The 15514-nt window shown below is 64.3% G+C and carries 13 protein-coding genes; 8 read left to right on the forward strand and 5 right to left on the reverse strand.

Translation table 11 applies throughout. From position 1 onward, the window contains the following. Positions 1 to 35: 35 nt before the first annotated feature. The 4 genes from fahA to AC5IJH_RS01365 all read right to left on the reverse strand — a co-directional run bounded on the left by fahA (position 36) and on the right by AC5IJH_RS01365 (position 4788). Positions 36 to 1355 (reverse strand): fumarylacetoacetase, encoded by a 1320-nt coding sequence (gene fahA, locus AC5IJH_RS01350; RefSeq protein ID WP_491900988.1) that lies wholly within the window; start codon positions 1353 to 1355, stop codon positions 36 to 38. After that, entirely contained in the window at positions 1346 to 2236 is an 891-nt protein-coding gene (locus tag AC5IJH_RS01355) for a hypothetical protein (RefSeq protein ID WP_491900989.1), read from the reverse strand. Before AC5IJH_RS01355 ends, fahA begins: the two co-directional genes overlap by 10 nt. Further along, entirely contained in the window at positions 2233 to 3537 is a 1305-nt protein-coding gene (hmgA, locus tag AC5IJH_RS01360; RefSeq protein WP_491900990.1) for a homogentisate 1,2-dioxygenase, read from the reverse strand. Before hmgA ends, AC5IJH_RS01355 begins: the two co-directional genes overlap by 4 nt. Before the next feature lie 117 nt (positions 3538 to 3654). Beyond that, positions 3655 to 4788 carry a hypothetical protein gene (locus AC5IJH_RS01365; RefSeq protein ID WP_491900991.1) on the reverse strand — a complete coding sequence of 378 codons (1134 nt, stop codon included), beginning with the start codon at positions 4786 to 4788 and terminating at the stop codon, positions 3655 to 3657. 271 nt (positions 4789 to 5059) lie between these two features. Between AC5IJH_RS01365 and AC5IJH_RS01370 the strand changes: the two genes are divergently transcribed. The 5 genes from AC5IJH_RS01370 (at position 5060) to AC5IJH_RS01390 (ending at position 11426) form a co-directional block, all read left to right on the forward strand. After that, positions 5060 to 7231: a family 20 glycosylhydrolase gene (locus AC5IJH_RS01370; RefSeq protein WP_491900992.1), complete on the forward strand. Its 2172-nt coding sequence runs from the start codon at positions 5060 to 5062 to the stop codon at positions 7229 to 7231. Continuing rightward, positions 7231 to 8397: an N-acetylglucosamine-6-phosphate deacetylase gene (gene nagA, locus AC5IJH_RS01375; protein WP_491900993.1), complete on the forward strand. Its 1167-nt coding sequence runs from the start codon at positions 7231 to 7233 to the stop codon at positions 8395 to 8397. Before AC5IJH_RS01370 ends, nagA begins: the two co-directional genes overlap by 1 nt. A gap of 40 nt (positions 8398 to 8437) precedes the next feature. Continuing rightward, the gene (locus AC5IJH_RS01380; RefSeq protein WP_491900994.1) at positions 8438 to 10090 is read left to right on the forward strand and encodes an NAD(P)/FAD-dependent oxidoreductase; all 1653 of its coding nucleotides are present in this window, start codon (positions 8438 to 8440) and stop codon (positions 10088 to 10090) included. Positions 10091 to 10170: 80 nt separating this feature from the next. Continuing rightward, positions 10171 to 11019 (forward strand): sulfite exporter TauE/SafE family protein, encoded by an 849-nt coding sequence (locus tag AC5IJH_RS01385; protein ID WP_491900995.1) that lies wholly within the window; start codon positions 10171 to 10173, stop codon positions 11017 to 11019. Continuing rightward, a complete protein-coding gene (locus AC5IJH_RS01390) occupies positions 11019 to 11426 on the forward strand; it encodes a DUF1634 domain-containing protein (RefSeq protein WP_491900996.1) in 408 nt (135 codons plus the stop codon). Before AC5IJH_RS01385 ends, AC5IJH_RS01390 begins: the two co-directional genes overlap by 1 nt. On the opposite strand, the gene AC5IJH_RS01395 is transcribed toward AC5IJH_RS01390, so the two are convergent. After that, the gene (locus AC5IJH_RS01395; protein WP_491900997.1) at positions 11423 to 11830 is read right to left on the reverse strand and encodes a TM2 domain-containing protein; all 408 of its coding nucleotides are present in this window, start codon (positions 11828 to 11830) and stop codon (positions 11423 to 11425) included. The two genes, AC5IJH_RS01390 and AC5IJH_RS01395, sit on opposite strands and share 4 nt — an antisense overlap. Before the next feature lie 186 nt (positions 11831 to 12016). On the opposite strand from AC5IJH_RS01395, the gene AC5IJH_RS01400 reads away from it, so the two are divergent. From AC5IJH_RS01400 to AC5IJH_RS01410, 3 genes are all read left to right on the forward strand, one after another. Then, on the forward strand, positions 12017 to 12895 hold the full coding sequence (locus AC5IJH_RS01400; protein ID WP_491900998.1) for an aldo/keto reductase: 879 nt from the start codon (positions 12017 to 12019) through the stop codon (positions 12893 to 12895). Between the two features lie 126 nt (positions 12896 to 13021). After that, positions 13022 to 13450, forward strand: a complete 429-nt coding sequence (locus AC5IJH_RS01405) for a BlaI/MecI/CopY family transcriptional regulator (protein WP_491900999.1) — start codon at positions 13022 to 13024, stop codon at positions 13448 to 13450. A 63-nt stretch (positions 13451 to 13513) separates the two neighbouring features. Beyond that, positions 13514 to 15511, forward strand: a complete 1998-nt coding sequence (locus tag AC5IJH_RS01410; RefSeq protein ID WP_491901000.1) for a M56 family metallopeptidase — start codon at positions 13514 to 13516, stop codon at positions 15509 to 15511. Positions 15512 to 15514 lie beyond the last annotated feature (3 nt).

Below are 15514 nucleotides of genomic sequence, written 5' to 3' on the forward strand. Positions count from 1 at the left end.
CACGCGGGAGCGCTGCCGCCAGTATGGGCCAGTACCTAGCGCGCGGGGAGGATCGTGCCGCGGCACTCGCCGAAGCCGATGCGCCGCACGCCGCCGCGCTCGCAGGCTCCGCGCAGGATTACCGTGTCCCCGTCTTCGAGGAAGCGCCGCGTCTCGCCATTGCGCAGCACCACCGGTTGTGCGCCTCGCGCGGTGATCTCGAGCAGGCAGCCGCGCGCCGTGGTCGCGGATCCGGTCACCGTACCGGTCCCCATCAGGTCGCCAGTGCGCAGGTTGCAGCCATTGCTGGTGTGGTGAGCCAGCAACTGGGAGAGCGTCCAGTAGAGCTCGCGCAGGTTGCTCCGGCTCAGCAGAAACGGCGCCTCACCGGCCTGGTGCATGCGCGGCGTTTCGAGCAGCACCTCCAGGTGCACATCGAAGCCGCCGCGCTGCTGATCGTCACTGCTGGTGAGGTAGGGCAGCGGCGTGGGATCGTCGGACGCTCGCGTAGCAGCCGCCGTGCGGAACGGCTCCAGCGCGTCCAGCGTCACGACCCAGGGCGACACGGTTGTCGCGAAGCTCTTGCCCAGGAACGGCCCCAATGGCTGATACTCCCAAGCCTGGATGTCGCGCGCAGACCAGTCGTTCAGCAGGCACAGCCCGAAGATGTGCTCGCGCGCTTCTTCGATCCCGACCGGCTCGCCGAGCGGATTTCCTTGTCCCACATACGCACCTACTTCGAGTTCATAGTCGAGCAGGCGGCTGGCCACAAAGCTGGGCGGCTCATTCGTTCCGCCCGCCACCTGGCCACGTGGGCGCCGCACGGCGGTGCCGCTGGCGACGATCGAGGACGCGCGCCCGTGATAGCCGATCGGCACGTATTTGTAATTTGGCAGGAGCGGATTGTCTGGCCGGAAGAGCTTGCCCACGTTCGTCGCGTGATAGATCGACGCATAGAAATCGGTGTAGTCGCCGATCTTTGCCGGGACCAGCAACTCGATCTCTTGCTGCGCCACCAGGGCTGCTTCCATGGCAGTGCGAAAGCGCAATGCATCCACGCGTGCGGCTTCGAGCAATGCACTCAGCCGCTCACGCAATGTGCGCAGAGCGCTGCGCGGTTGCGCCATCAATGCGTTCAGGGTGCTCGCGCTACACGCGGCGGCCACTGCCTCAGGCACGCCGGTGAGCGCTCCCGCTGCTGCCACAGCATTTAGGTCGAGCGCACGATCCCCGATCGCCACCACGATGCGCGGCTCTGCCACGCCCGGGATTCGTGCCACGCCGAACGGAAGATTCTGGATGGGAAAGTCTGTGTCCGCCGACTGCGCCGATTTCACCCAACTCACCAGGCTCGGGTCGGTCGTGTTCACAGCCATCCCAGCGTCCTCAGGTCCTCAATCGGCTCCGTGAACGAGCAGGAGCCAAATGAAATGGCGAACTCCTGCCGCGCACGCCGAATCTGCTCTGCGCTCAGCACCACGCCACTGTTGTGCCAGGTGATCTCGTTGTCGCTCATAGTGATGGTGTCGGGGTCGCGTTCGTCCAGCAGCCATGCGGCTTCCTGCGCCTGCTTTGGCTCGTGCCACAGCAGGGCTGCGGCGCAGAAGACGTTCAGGAAGCCGTGCATCGTCGCACTCGCGCTGTCCGGCTTGTACGTAAGACGCTGCGAGCCGCGCAAGGGATGATGCAGGCCGGCAGTTGCCTTGAACGGGAGCCGGCGCTCACTCGCAGTGCGCAGAAAGCCGAGCACACGCGCTGACTCTGGAATGGCCTGCGGCACCTCGCCGCCGGTCCGCATCTTCGCTCGAGCACGCGCAACACCAATCGCGGGCAACAGCGAGGGCGCCTTCTCAAGCGGCACTTCGAAGTAGAGCTGGTATCTGCCGCCGAACGCCGGTGCCAGGTCCTGAATGTCGCGCGAGCTGTTCGCGCGCAATTCAAGTACATCGATGCTGCCGCAGCCGCCTCCGCCAGTTTCATCCGCACCGGTGTTGAAGCCCGCCAGCCGTTCCACGTCGTTCGGGCCGGCGAGCAAACTCAGGCTCCATGCGCTTGCATCGATGCCTGCGTTGCGTACCGCATCCTCGTATTCGGGCAGCCGAGCGGCCGGCACGATGAACCGGCCCAGCATCCATTGCTCGCTGCTGTTCCGGTAGCTATCGTAGTTACGAACAGCCGCATCCATTTCCAGACCCGCAGGTGGAAACAGTCCGGCATAGTCGATCAGCCCGGTGAGCAGATATTCGAGCGCCGTCATGCTCGCCCGGGCGGGGTGAAGCGGCGATTCAGGCCCTGCCAGCATTCGAAGTAGTTGCGCTGCAGCGTCGTGCTCTCGAGCGCATGCTTCGTCGTCTGGAGTGTGAAGCGCATCTCGAACATGAACGCCAGCGTGTTGTCCAGGTACACCGGCTTCAGCTCCGCGTTCGTGGCGCGCTCATATGTATCCGCGTCCGGTCCATGGCCGCTCATGCAGTTGTGCAGACTGCAGCCGCCGGGCACAAAGCCCTCGGCCTTCGCGTCGTACTGGCCGAAGATCAGCCCCATGAATTCGTTCATCACGTTGCGGTGAAACCAGGGCGGACGGAATGTGTGCTCGGCCACCATCCAGCGCGGCGGGAAGATCACGAAGTCGATGTTCGCGGTGCCGGGGATCTCGCTCGGGGCCGTCAGCACGGTAAAGATAGATGGATCCGGGTGATCGAAGCTCACCGTATTGATCGTGTTGAAGCGCGATAGGTCGTATTTGTACGGTGCGTAGTTGCCATGCCAGCCCACCACGTTCAGCGGTGAGTGCTCCATGCCGCTGCACCAGAGCACGCCGTTGTACTTTGCGATGACCTCGACATGCTCCTGCAGGTCTTCATAGGCCGCGACGGGGGTAAGGAAGTCACGCGGATTCGCCAGCCCGTTCGCCCCGATCGGCCCCAGGTCCGGCAGCCGAAACTGCGGCCCGTAGTTCTCACACACGTAGCCGCGTGCTTCACGCTCCAGCAGCTCGACTTGAAATTTGATGCCGCGCGGCAGCACGCAAATCTCACCCGGCGCGACCTCCAGTTTGCCGAGCTCGGTGAAGATCAGCAGCTTTCCAAGCTGCGGCACCACGAGAAGTTCGCCGTCTGCGTTCCAGAAGAAGCGCTTCTGCATGGAGCGCGTCGCGACATAGACGTGGATCGCTCCACCTGACTGCATCGACGCGTCGCCATTGCCGGCCATGGTCATCAGGCCGTCGACGAAATCGACCCCACCATGCGGGATCGGCTCCGGATTCCAGCGCAGCTGGTTTGGCGAGCTTAACGCCTCCGGACACGGCCACCCGCGGATCAACCGCTGCGAACGCGCCGGAGTGTACGGCTTGTGTACCGTCGATGGGCGGATGCGGTACAGCCACGATCGGCGGTTCTGCCCACGCGGTGCGGTGAACGGCGTCCCGCTGAACTGCTCCGCGTACAGGCCAAGAGGATGCCGCTGCGGCGCATTCTGCCCTACCGGCAGTGCGCCCGGCTCCGCCTCGGTCGCAAACTCGTTCAGGAACCCGGACTGGTAGCGCAACTCGGCCATGCCTCTCCTCCAAAACACACGTTTATACAGGAAAGGCCGTGCACACCGTCAGGCACATGGAGATAAGCGAGGCAGTAGCGTTCCTCCTGCTTCTGCCTCGCTCTCGCGCTCTGTCAGCTAGTCGTTGTCGCCGTCCCCATCGCTGTCGCGGCCCGCGGGCATCAAGCGGAAGGCGCGCGATCGTCCCTGGAACAGGCCGTAGCCCACGATCTCGCCGCGATCGTTGATCGCCGTTGCCGCCGTCAGGACCCAACCGGAACCCGGCTCGATCAGATCATTCAGATCCCACAGGTGCCCGTGCCAGTACAGAAACGGACGACTGCTGTAGCCGACCACCTCGCCGCGGTCGTTCAGCCCGGCGGCGGCGCTCTCGGTCGCGCCCGGCAGCACCCCAAGGTCAACGAAGCGCCCGAGCCGGTAGAGGAACGCATGCCTCGCTCCGCTCGCGTTCACCGTAGCGTCCCCGGCGATCTCTTCGTGGTTATTGATTGCCATGCCGACCGCATACGCGCCCGGACCGGTATACGGCGCACCCAGATCGTGTAGTTCCCGGTTGCGGTAGAGGTAGACATGTGTCCCGGATGGCGTCTGGATCCCGCCAGTAATCGCACCCTCGTTGTTGATGGCACTCCCAGTGCTCGACACATAGTGAACATTCGCCAGCGTGTTCAGGCTTTCGATCGTGCCGTTCTCGTCGAGGAAAGCCTGCATCTCGCCTGCCACATACACGTAGCCAGTGATCTGCCCGCGATCATTGATCGCTCTCGGCAGCGGATCATTCCCATCGAGAGGGGGCAACCGGGTGATGCTGTCGTCGGAGTAGTCGTAAAAGAAGCTTCCGCTCGCAGTCCGATAGCCGCCGATGAAAAAGCCGACGACGTCATCCTTGTTGTTGATTCCTGTCCCCTCGCTGTAAACGATCCTCGGAAACGATTCGATCAGCGCGCCGACGTCGGTGAGGTCGTTGGCACGTGCAACAAACGCATGCCCCAGAGTGAACGATTCGCCAGAGTAGCCGGAGATGCCTGTCGTGTCGCCACGCCCATTGATCGCCAGCGCCACATTATCCAGCCCACCCGGAAGCGGACTGATCGCGCTGACGGAGTAATGCGGCGCGTGTTGAGCCTGTGCCCAGGGCAGCGCACAGGTCAGGCAGAGCATCGAGAGCAGGGCGGAGCGGAGCCGTGCAGCAGAGTGGAGAGAGCGATCTGCCGACGCAGGCAGACTCAGAGAGGCCGGTAAGTTCGTCACGGGAGAACCTCGCATTTGTGGTGAGGGTCCACGCGGGCTGCTGTCGGCAGGGCGCGCACGGTCTGTGGGTGGGGGGTCCAGCGCGCACCATCATGAGCAAATGCATTTGGGCGGGCAAGCCGTTTCTGCGCCTATGTCGCGGCGAATCGAAAGCCTTGCCAACCATCCCGATGCAAAGAACGGTCTCGGTCTGTGTCGATGATGGTTCGCGGCGCAAACCGAAACACCTGTGGGAACCGCCACTTCCGCGTCCTTGCTGCACAATGGGCAGGTGCTCCGCGCCCGCTCCGCTCGTCCGTTCACCAGCCTGCGTCTGCAATGGCTGGTCATCGCCCTCCTCGCGCTGGCCCCGGGTTCGCTCGCGCAGTCGAGCGCGCACCTCAGGCTCATCCCCATGCCGCGCGAGGTCCGCGACGGACGCGTGCTGCCGATCGACCATGGGTTGCGCGTCAGCACGGTATCTCTCGATCGGGAAGACCGCTTCACTGCAGAGGATCTGCGCGCCGCCATCGAAGAACGTGGAGTGGCTACACAGCGTGGCGTCACCACGATTGAACTAGTTCGCAGCAACACCGCGGCGGCCCGCACTATGCTCGTCGCCGCGCACATCATCTTCGATCCCGCAATGCACGACGAGGGCTACGTTATTCTGCCGCGCCCGCATGGGCTTGCCGTGATCGCCGCCACCAGCGCGGGCCTCTTCTACGGTGCGCAAACCGCGAAGCAACTCATCCTGCCGCGCACCTCGACACAGGCTGCGGTTCTCACCACGCCGACCATCCGGGACTGGCCCGCGCTCGCGCATCGCGGCCTGAGCGACGATCTGTCGCGCGGCCCGGTGCCGACGTTGGCCTTCCAGAAACGCCAGATCCGCACCCTGGCCGCATATAAGCTCAACATCTACTCGCCGTACTTTGAGCAGTCACTCGCCTACTCAGCCTCACCCCTCGCGGCGCCGCCCGGTGGCTCCATGTCAGCAGCCGATGTCGCAGAACTGGTCCGCTACGCCGCGCGGTTTCACATCACCGTCATTCCTGAGCAGGAGGCATTCGGGCATCTGCACCATGTCCTCAAGTATCAGCAGTTCTCGCAGCTTGCAGAGACGCCGCACGGCCACGTGCTCTCGCCCGTCGAGCCCGGCTCGCTTGCGCTGATCCGGCAGTGGTTCACGCAGATCGCGCAGCAATTCCCATCGCCCTGGATCCACATCGGTGCGGATGAAACTGTCGAACTCGGCAAAGGACAGGCCGGCGAGTTAGTTGCGCAGCGCGGACTGGATGCGGTCTACGTCGACTTTCTGCGACAGATTCACGAGGCGCTACAACCCACCGGGAAGCGCATCCTCTTCTGGGGTGACCTCGCGTGGAACAAGCCAGAACTCGTTGCTTCCTTGCCGAAGGACATGATCGGCGTCCCCTGGCAGTACGACGCGCTGCCGGAGTTTGATCGCTACATCGAGCCGTTCACGCGTGCGGGCATGGAGGTCTGGGTCGCGCCCGGCGTGAATAACTGGAAGCGCGTCTACCCGGATGCGAACGTCGGCCTCATCAACATCCAGCACTTCGTGCGTGACGGTCAGCGCCTCGGCGCGCGCGGCATGCTCAACACCGTTTGGAACGACGATGGTGAAGGCATCTTCGACGAAGACTGGTACGGCGTTCTGTTCGGTGCCGCTGCTGCATGGCAGCCGGGCGAGAGCTCGATCCCTGACTTCGAAGAGAGCTACGGCGCGGTCTTCCACGGCGATGCCACCGGAAAGTTGAATGAGGCGGAGCGTCAGCTCATGGCCGCGCACCGCCTGCTCACGGTGCCGGGCAATCGCTTCGGCGCGTCGAACGCGCTGTTCTGGGAAGACCCGTGGAGCGCCGCGGGCCAGCAGCATGCCGCGCAACTGCGGCCAGTGCTCGACGAAGTGCGCCTGCATGCGGAGAAAGCGATCACGCTGGTCAAAGAGGCGCGCGCGGCCGCCCCTTTGCGCGAGACTGAGGCTCTCGATGCACTCGAACTCGGTGCCCGGCGCATCGATTTCATTGGAATGAAGTTTCAGTTCGCGGACGAGATGGCTCGCACGTACGCTGACGCCTACGCAGAGCGCTCCGTCTCACCGCACTCGCGTACGTTCTCCGATCTGGTGGACATCTCGAACGCGAACGGCCGCTGTCAGGACCTCCGCGATGGCTACACGTTGACTCGCGAACTCTTTGCAGCAGCGTGGCTGCGCGACAACCGGCCTTACTGGCTGGGCAACGTGCTCGCCGAGTTCGACATGGGAACCCAGCTCTGGATCGGCCGCGCGCGCCAGTTCGACACACTGCGCGCCCAGTGGCAGAAGACCCGCACGCTGCCACCACCAGAGGAGATCGGCGTGCCCCCTGCACCTGCTGTCCCCACTCCGCTGTCCCCATCCCACCACTCCGTTGATAATGAGCAGAAAGGATCCTGATGCGCTGCCTTCTCACCGCAGCCGCGCTTCTCACCGGGAAGCAGGCGCTGCCCGACCCGTGGCTGCTGATTGAAGACGGCCAGGTCCATAGCTTCGGCTCACAGAGTGCTGGCCTTCCCGATCACGAGGAGCGGCACGATCTCGGTTCCGCGCTGATTGCGCCGGCGATGCTCGACATTCACGTCCACGGCGCAGCCGGCCACGATGTTATGGAAGGCGCGGAGAGCGTCACCGCCGTCGCCTGCTATCTTGCGACTCGTGGTGTGGGCGCATTCCTGCCGACCACTGTCACTGCTCCTGTTGACGACACACTGCGCGCGCTGGACGTCATCGCCAGCAGCATCGAGCAAGCGGCGGGACAACCGCTCGCAGCAGACGGTGCAATCCCCTTGGGCATCCACCTTGAGGGACCGTTCCTGTCCCACGCGAAGCGAGGCGTGCATCCGCCATCGCTGCTGCAGCCAGCATCCGTAGAACTGTTCAAGCGCTTTTGGCAGGCCGCGCGCGGCACCATCCGCCTTCTCACCATCGCGCCAGAACTGCCCGGTGCACTCGAATTAATTCAGCACGCAACTGCGCGCGGAGTGCGGGTCAGTGTTGGTCACAGCGACGCCACGGCTGCCGAGACACGTGCCGGCATCGCTGCGGGCGCACGCTCCGCCACCCACACCTTCAACGCCATGCGCGGTCTCGATCATCGCGAGCCGGGGATGCTCGGCGTCGTGCTCGACGATCAGGACCTCTACGCCGAGCTTATTTGCGATGGCATCCACGTCGATCCCACGGCGGTGCGCTTGTTCGCCAGGCTCAAGGGGGCGGAGCGAGCCATCCTGATCACGGACGGTATGAGCGCTACCGGCATGCCCGAAGGCCGCTACAAGCTGGGCGGCTTCGATGTGGATGTGGCGAACGGGCGTGCCATGCGCGATGGCGTGCTCGCCGGCAGCATCCTCACCATGGATCGCGCCGTCGCGAACTATGCGCGCTTCACCGGGCTCTCGATCGCAGACGTCATGCCGCTTGCGACGCGCAACCCCGCGGCACTCACCGGGCTCGCAGAGCACGTCGTCATCGCGCCGGGCCATCGCGCCGATCTCGTCGCGCTCTCGCCTGTGGGCCAGCTCGTCGCTACCTGCATTGCGGGCCGGTTCGAGCGGCGCGCATGACCATGCTGCACATAGCAGGGTCGAACACGACGGGGGCGCGATGATAGACCAGCGCACGGTCGTCATCATTGGCGCGGGCCCCGCCGGACTCACCGCTGCCCTGGAATTGCTGCGCCGTGGCGGCACACTCCCCGACGGCCGCCCTGCGATCCAGCCCGTCGTGCTGGAAGCGGGCGAGGATGTCGGCGGAATCTCCCGCACCATCGAGTACAAGGGCAACCGTATGGACATCGGCGGTCACCGCTTCTTCTCGAAGTCGGACCGCGTCATGCAGTGGTGGCTCGACCTGATGCCGATTGCCGACGAAGGCGCGGGTCACGCCGTGATCTCGTACCAGAATCGTCACCGCACGCTGCACACTCTTCACACTGACACGCAGGCGGATGCCGATCCGGACCTGGTCATGCTGGTCCGTCCGCGCCGCAGTCGCATCTACTTCCTGCGCCGCTTCTTCGACTACCCGATCACGCTTACCTCCAGCACAGTCAGCAAGCTGGGCATGGCGCGAACGGCCCGTATCGGCGCAAGCTACCTCACGTCGCGCGTGCGCCAACGCAGTCCGGAAAAGACGCTAGAAGACTTCCTGATCAATCGCTTCGGCACGCAGCTCTACCGAACCTTCTTCCAGTCCTACACCGAGAAGGTGTGGGGCGTGCGCTGCGATCAGATCAGTGCGGAGTGGGGCGCGCAACGCATCAAGGGACTTTCGCTGACCACTGCGGCCGCACACTTCCTGCGCCGCACCTTTTCGTCGCGGCCGCGCGGCACCGACCTCTCTCAGAAGCACACTGAGACATCGCTCATCGAGCAGTTCCTCTACCCGAAGCACGGACCCGGCCAGTTGTGGCAGCACGTTGCTTCGCTTGTTCGCCGGCAGGGCGGCGAGGTCGCGACCGGCTGGCGTGTCGACCGCGTTCACACGGAGGAGAATCGCGTCACCGCCGTGGAAGCACTGAGCGCCACTGGCGAGCGCCGCTCTGTGACTGCAGATTACTGCTTCTCGACCATGCCGGTCACGGAGCTGGTCCGCGCCCTCGGCCCGACGCTGAGGCCGCCTCCAAATGTGCGCGAGGTGGTGGACGGTCTGATGTACCGCGACTTCATCACGGTTGGGCTGCTCGTCGATCGGCTGCTGGTCACCGAGCCGGAAGGCTCGCCCCTCAAGGACACCTGGATCTACATCCAGGAGCCCGATGTGCTCTTAGGGCGGTTACAGATATTCAACAACTGGAGCCCCGCCATGGTTGCCGATCCGACCAAGGTCTGGATCGGGCTTGAGTATTTCTGCTATCAGAGCGATCCACTGTGGCAGATGCCAGACGATGAGATTCGTAAGTTCGCAATCAGTGAGCTCGCGTCCATCGGCATCATCTGTGCTGACGAGGTGCGCGACGGGCACGTGGTGCGTGTGCCCAAGACCTACCCTGCGTACTTCGGCACCTATGACCGCTTCGATGAAGTGCGCGCGTGGCTCGACCCCATTGAGAATTTGTTCATGGTCGGCCGCAATGGCATGCATAAGTACAACAACCAGGACCACTCGATGCTGACCGCCATGACGGCGGTGGACAACCTCCTGGCTGGCATCACCGACAAGCAGAGCCTCTGGGACATCAACACCGAGCAGGACTATCACGAAGAGAAGCAGCACGAAGAGAGACCGCACTCACCGGAACTGACCAGGCAGGAGTAGCCACGTTCGCGCGGCTGACACAGACACGGCGTATGCTCAGGAGCACGCCGTCTGCGCTCTGCAGTTTCGGCAGGCATCGCATGACGATTCTCACCTTCACGCTCGCGGTGCTTGCCACATCCATCGTCGCTGGCTTGCTGGGCTCTCTGACTGGCCTTGGCGGCGGCGTCGTAGTCACGCCCGTGCTTGCGCTGCTCTTCCACGTCGACCTGCGCTACGCCATCGGTGCATCGCTCGTGTCCGTCATCGCTACCTCATCCGGTGCAGCGGCGACGTATGTGCGCGAAGGCTTCTCGAACATCCGCATCGGCATGTTTCTCGAGACCGCCACCACACTTGGCGCGCTGGTCGGCGCCTGGCTCACCTCCCGCGTGTCGACGCACGCCATCGGCATTGTCTTCGGGCTCGTGCTGCTCTACTCGGCCGTATCCGCTGTGCGGCTGCGGCACGAGGGCGCAGCGCCGGTGCACAATCGTTTCGCTGAACGCCTGCGCTTGGCCGGGAACTACCCGGCCCATGACCCGGGCACACCCGGCGAACGCTGCCCCTACATCGCGCAGCGGGTGCCCGGTGGTTTCGCGACCATGTTCCTCGCGGGGGGCCTCTCCGGGCTTCTCGGCATCGGATCGGGTGCGGTCAAGGTGCTGGCCATGGACCAGATCATGCGTCTGCCCTTCAAGGTGTCCACCACCACCAGCAATTTCATGATCGGTGTGACAGCAGCAGCAAGCGCCGGAATTTACATCAGCCGTGGATACATCATCCCGTCACTCGCCATGCCGGTCATGCTCGGTGTTCTTGCGGGCTCGCTGATTGGCACCCGCATCCTGATCAATGCTCGCGTGGCGACCCTGCGCCGTGTGTTCGCGCTGGTCATTGTCGTGCTCGGCATCGAGATGATCTATTCGAGCCTGACAGGCCGGCTTTGATGACTTCGTCCCCATCCGCGCCGACGGCAGAGCAGGATCAACAGATCGAGCTTGCCATCGGCAACCTGCTGCGTGTCGGCGTGCTGCTCGCGGCGGCGCTGGTGCTCGCGGGCGGCGTGCTTCTGCTGCGTCACCCGGCTGCACCCGCGCCAGACCTTACGCACTTCCGTGCACCGGCGACGTCGCTCCTCAACCCGCTTAGCTCGATCTCCGGCGTGTTTCGCCAGCTCGCGTCTTTCAGTGCCGCCAGCATCATTGAGCTTGGCCTGCTCGTGCTCATCGCCACACCGATCGTTCGTGTGCTCTTTGCCGTGGTGGGTTTCGCCCGCGAGCGCGATCGTCTCTATGTCTGGATCAGCATCGCCGTGCTCACCATCCTGCTTCTTAGCCTGGTGCGCGGCGGCTAATTCATTGGCCGTCCACATTGCACGCAGTAACGCACGCCCGCAGTCTGCACCATGCCGCAGTGAATACAGCCGACCATCGCGGCCGGCAGTGGAAAGGCGGCCGCGCCATGGACGACTGCGTTCGCCAGCAGCGCCGCCTGCTCCGCGTTGAAGCGCTCCACCCGGCCCGGCATGAAGAAAGCTTCGATGAATCCAAGAATCGCCGGCACACCGGTCCAGAAGAACAGCAGATACACCACACCCAGCCCATTCCGTCGCAGGTAGAAGTGTTGCGCCCCGAAGCTGCCCAGCAGGATGGCGAGCAGCACCCCGAGCAGCGGGTCGCGCTGCACGCCGGGATAGAGCACGGCAAACGTGGCGCGCTGCTGATCGGTCATAGGTGGCAGGACAAACGGGATCGTCATGTGCACTCCTTCTCGTGCTGCTGCTGCGGCGGCCGCGTCTGAGACGTCCGCTTGCGTCGCCTCTGCCTGGGATTTACGCAACCGCAACGCTCCCGGTTCCCCGGGTCGGCGAAGGCCAACTCGGCAGCAGCAGAGTGATCCGAAACTCTTCGCACCCCTGCTCGAGACCCGGGCATCGTATCGAGTATGAGCACTGCACCGACGCTTTCCGCACAATCCAGTGGCACCTTTTCGCTCGGCGGCAAGACCCCGGTTCACCGCCTCGGCTACGGCGCCATGCGCATCACCGGCGAGGGCATCTGGGGTCCGCCGAAGGACCGTGAGGAAGCCATCCGCGTCCTCAAGCGCACCGTCGAACTCGGCATTGATTTCATCGACACCGCCGACTCCTACGGCCCCTACGTCAGCGAAGAGCTGATCGCCCAGGCATTGCACCCCTATCCGAAGGGCGTGGTCATCGCGACCAAGGGAGGACTGGTCCGCACCGGGCCGAACCGCTGGCTGCCGGTGGGCCGGCCGGAGTACCTGGAGCAGGAAGTGGAGATGAGCCTTCGCCGATTGAAGCTCGAGCGCATCGACCTCTGGCAGCTCCATCGCATTGACCCGAAGGTGCCGGTCGAAGAGTCGCTCGCGCCTATCAAGAAGCTGCAGCAGCAGGGCAAGATCCAGCACGTCGGCCTCTCCGAGGTCAAGCCGCACGAGATCGAGCAGGCCCGCAAAGTGCTCGACATCGTCAGCGTGCAGAACCAGTACAACCTCGGTGATCGTCAGCACGAAGACGTTGTGAATTACTGCGAGCAGCACAACATCGGCTTCATCCCCTGGTATCCGGTCGCCGCCGGCAAGCTCGCGCGCGAGGGTGGTCCGCTCGACGCCGCAGCGAAGCGTCATGGCAACACGGTGGCGCAGCTCTCCATTGCCTGGCTGCTGCATCGTTCCCCAGTCATGCTGCCCATCCCGGGCACGTCGTCTGTCAAGCACCTCGAGGAGAACGTCGCTTCGGCCAGCGTCCAGCTTAGCCCTGAGGAGTGGAAGGCGATCGAAGACGACGCGGGCAAAAAGTAACTTCTCTCCACTCAAATACAGCGTGACCAGGAGGGCAGCCCAAGGGCTGCCCTCCTTCGTTTTGGCGCGATCTGGTGAGCAGTGCTTGACAGTCATTCCCGACCTTGTGCTACAGTCCGTAACATTATGAGCGGTAGCACATCTCAACCCGCCCCTCAGACCCACGACCCCGCCGGCCTCGGCGAACTGGAGCAAGCCATCCTTCGTACTGTCTGGCAGCAGCGCGAAGCGACGGCCGAGCAGGTCCGTGAGCAGCTTCGCGCCGCTGGCCGCGCGCTCAAGGAATCGACGGTTCGCACCGTCCTGCGCCGGCTCGAGGAGAAGGGCTACCTCGCCCACACTCTCAGCCAGCGCACGTTCGTCTACCGTGCCTCCGCGGATGGCCGCTCCGTCGCGGGGCGCGCGGTGCAGGGCATCGTCGATCGCTTCTGCGGCGGATCTGTAGAGGCTCTGCTGGTCGGCATGGTCGATGCCGAGGTTCTTACCGGCCGCGAACTGGAGCGGCTGGCCGCCAAGATCGCCCGGGCTCGCGAGAAGAACGTGCGGCCCCGGTAGTTTGATACGGCGCGGCGCACAAATCGCCGCAACCTTAAGCGTAGCAACCCAGGAGTTCACCCGATGCACTTCACCCAGATCCTCGGAGAGTCTGCCGTCCGCTCGCTCGCCCTTGCTGTCGTCGTTGCGCTGTTGCTGCGCGGCCTGCGCATCGAGCACGCACGCTTTCTGAAGCGCATCTGGACCGGTGTCCTCATGTTTTCGCTCGCCATGCCGCTACTCGTGGCCTTGCACATCCCACGGCTGACGCTCACATCGCCATGGTCCACGCCGCGCATGGTGATCGCTGCACCAGCACCGGCATCAGCGCGCATTCAGTCCGCGAGCTTCGATCTGCCGGCGCCGGCTCCGGCGACGAGCCCGACGACGCCCGGCCCCACGCTCCCAACCGAGCGCGGGTCGCGCCATTCGTCGCCAGCTGGAATCTCGATCCTGCCGCAGCTTCCTTCGATCCGGCTCTGGCAGTTTGGCTTGCTGGCATACATCGCAGTGACCGTCATACTGCTCGTCCGCGTTGTGCTCGGGCTATGGATGGCAGCCGAACTCTGGCGCACGGCGCAGCCCTTTGCGACGGACGAGATCACCGCGCCGGTGCGCCTCTCCCTGCAACTGCAATCGCCGGCCACTCTCGGCAGCGGCATCCTGCTGCCCCTCGACGCGCTTGGCTGGGACGCAGCGACGCTCACCGCCACGCTCGCGCATGAGGCTGAACATGTGCGCGAGGGCGACTTCTACCTGCAACTCGCCGCAACGCTGCATCTCTGTTTCTTCTGGATCAGCCCGCTCGCCTGGTGGCTGCGCTCGAAGCTGGCACACGTCAGCGAGATGCTCTGCGACCGCGCAGCGGTCGAGCGCACCGGCGATGGCCTGCGCTATGCCGAACTCCTGCTGCGCTTCGCAAACAGCGGCCACGCGCCTGCCGGCATGGTCGCGATGGCGCATGTCTCCGGGCTGTCGGAGCGCATCGAACGGCTGCTGGCCGACCCGCAGCTCACACGCATCATCATCCTCCGCCGTGGTCGCGCGGTGAGCGTCTGCGCTGCTTTGGTCATCTGCGCTCTGGCGTCGGCAGGAACCGTGAGACTTCTTGAGCCTCAAGTGGCGGTGCTCGCCGCCCCGCAGGCCCCGCCCGCACCCCCCGCACTAGTCGCGCCGTCCGCTCCTCCAGCCACGCCAGCTGCCAAGCCACCGGCCGCTGTAGCTGCCGATCGTGACATCACCGGCACAAGTGTCCCGGCCATCGCTGCAGACAAGCTCGCCGACGATGAGGACGCAAAGTTCGCATCGCTCGACGCTGACATCGACACGGATCATGAGTTCACCATCTGCGAGCCCGAAGGCACCGTCTGCTCCTTCCACGGTCGCACGGTTCCAGGCACGCACCCTGCTGGCGCCCTGCTATTCGAGCGCGATGGCAAGACCTACCTCATCGACGATCCCGCAACCGTGAAGCGGGTGCGCGAAGCGTTCGCGCCCCTGACCGAACTCGCGAAGCAGGCGGGGGAACTCGGCGCGCGTCAGGGACTGCTCGGCGTCGATCAGGGTGAATTGGGTGCGCTCACCGCAAAGCTCGCTGCTGAACAGGCGAAGATCGCAGGCGTTGCCGCGCAGTTCCAGAACCCGATCCACATCGAGCTGCCGAAGGATTTCTCGAAGGACGTACAGGCGATGACGGATGCTCAGGTGAAGCTCTCGCTCGAGCACGACACCCTCAGCCGCGAGCAGATCACAGCACTCGAGAAGCAGGCGAAGGAAGCTCAAGAACGCTTCGACCACGATATGCAGCAGTTCCGCTTCGACCAGAAGAAGTGGGACGAAGAGTGGACGAGCCATATGCGCGAGCAGACCGAACGAATGCGCAAAGAAATGGAGCCGCTCGAAAAGCAGATTCGCGAGCAGGCCAGCAAACAGGCAGCGCTCGGTGCGAAGCAGGCCCAGTTGGGCAGCCGGCAAGCAGAACTCGGCAGGGAACTACGCGCTCGCAGCCGGCAGGCGGAGCAGACCGTACATTCGCTGCTCGATCAAGCCCTGAAAAACGGCACAGCGAAGCCACTACCGTAACTG

It is taken from the genome of Candidatus Dedyshia acidiphila (assembly GCF_051025295.1).
In the GTDB taxonomy this organism is placed as follows: Bacteria; Acidobacteriota; Terriglobia; order Terriglobales; family Acidobacteriaceae; genus KBS-83.

Excerpts from the sequence above, each read along its gene's own strand:
- AC5IJH_RS01390 (WP_491900996.1), top strand. The coding sequence starts at position 11,019 with ATGACTTCGTCCCCATCCGCGCCGACGGCAGAGCAGGATCAACAGATC.
- AC5IJH_RS01385 (WP_491900995.1), top strand. The coding sequence starts at position 10,171 with ATGACGATTCTCACCTTCACGCTCGCGGTGCTTGCCACATCCATCGTC.
- nagA (WP_491900993.1), top strand. The coding sequence starts at position 7,231 with ATGCGCTGCCTTCTCACCGCAGCCGCGCTTCTCACCGGGAAGCAGGCG.
- fahA (WP_491900988.1), bottom strand. The coding sequence starts at position 1,355 with ATGGCTGTGAACACGACCGACCCGAGCCTGGTGAGTTGGGTGAAATCG.
- hmgA (WP_491900990.1), bottom strand. The coding sequence starts at position 3,537 with ATGGCCGAGTTGCGCTACCAGTCCGGGTTCCTGAACGAGTTTGCGACC.
- AC5IJH_RS01380 (WP_491900994.1), top strand. The coding sequence starts at position 8,438 with ATGATAGACCAGCGCACGGTCGTCATCATTGGCGCGGGCCCCGCCGGA.
- AC5IJH_RS01355 (WP_491900989.1), bottom strand. The coding sequence starts at position 2,236 with ATGACGGCGCTCGAATATCTGCTCACCGGGCTGATCGACTATGCCGGA.
- AC5IJH_RS01395 (WP_491900997.1), bottom strand. The coding sequence starts at position 11,830 with ATGACGATCCCGTTTGTCCTGCCACCTATGACCGATCAGCAGCGCGCC.
- AC5IJH_RS01400 (WP_491900998.1), top strand. The coding sequence starts at position 12,017 with ATGAGCACTGCACCGACGCTTTCCGCACAATCCAGTGGCACCTTTTCG.
- AC5IJH_RS01410 (WP_491901000.1), top strand. The coding sequence starts at position 13,514 with ATGCACTTCACCCAGATCCTCGGAGAGTCTGCCGTCCGCTCGCTCGCC.
- AC5IJH_RS01405 (WP_491900999.1), top strand. The coding sequence starts at position 13,022 with ATGAGCGGTAGCACATCTCAACCCGCCCCTCAGACCCACGACCCCGCC.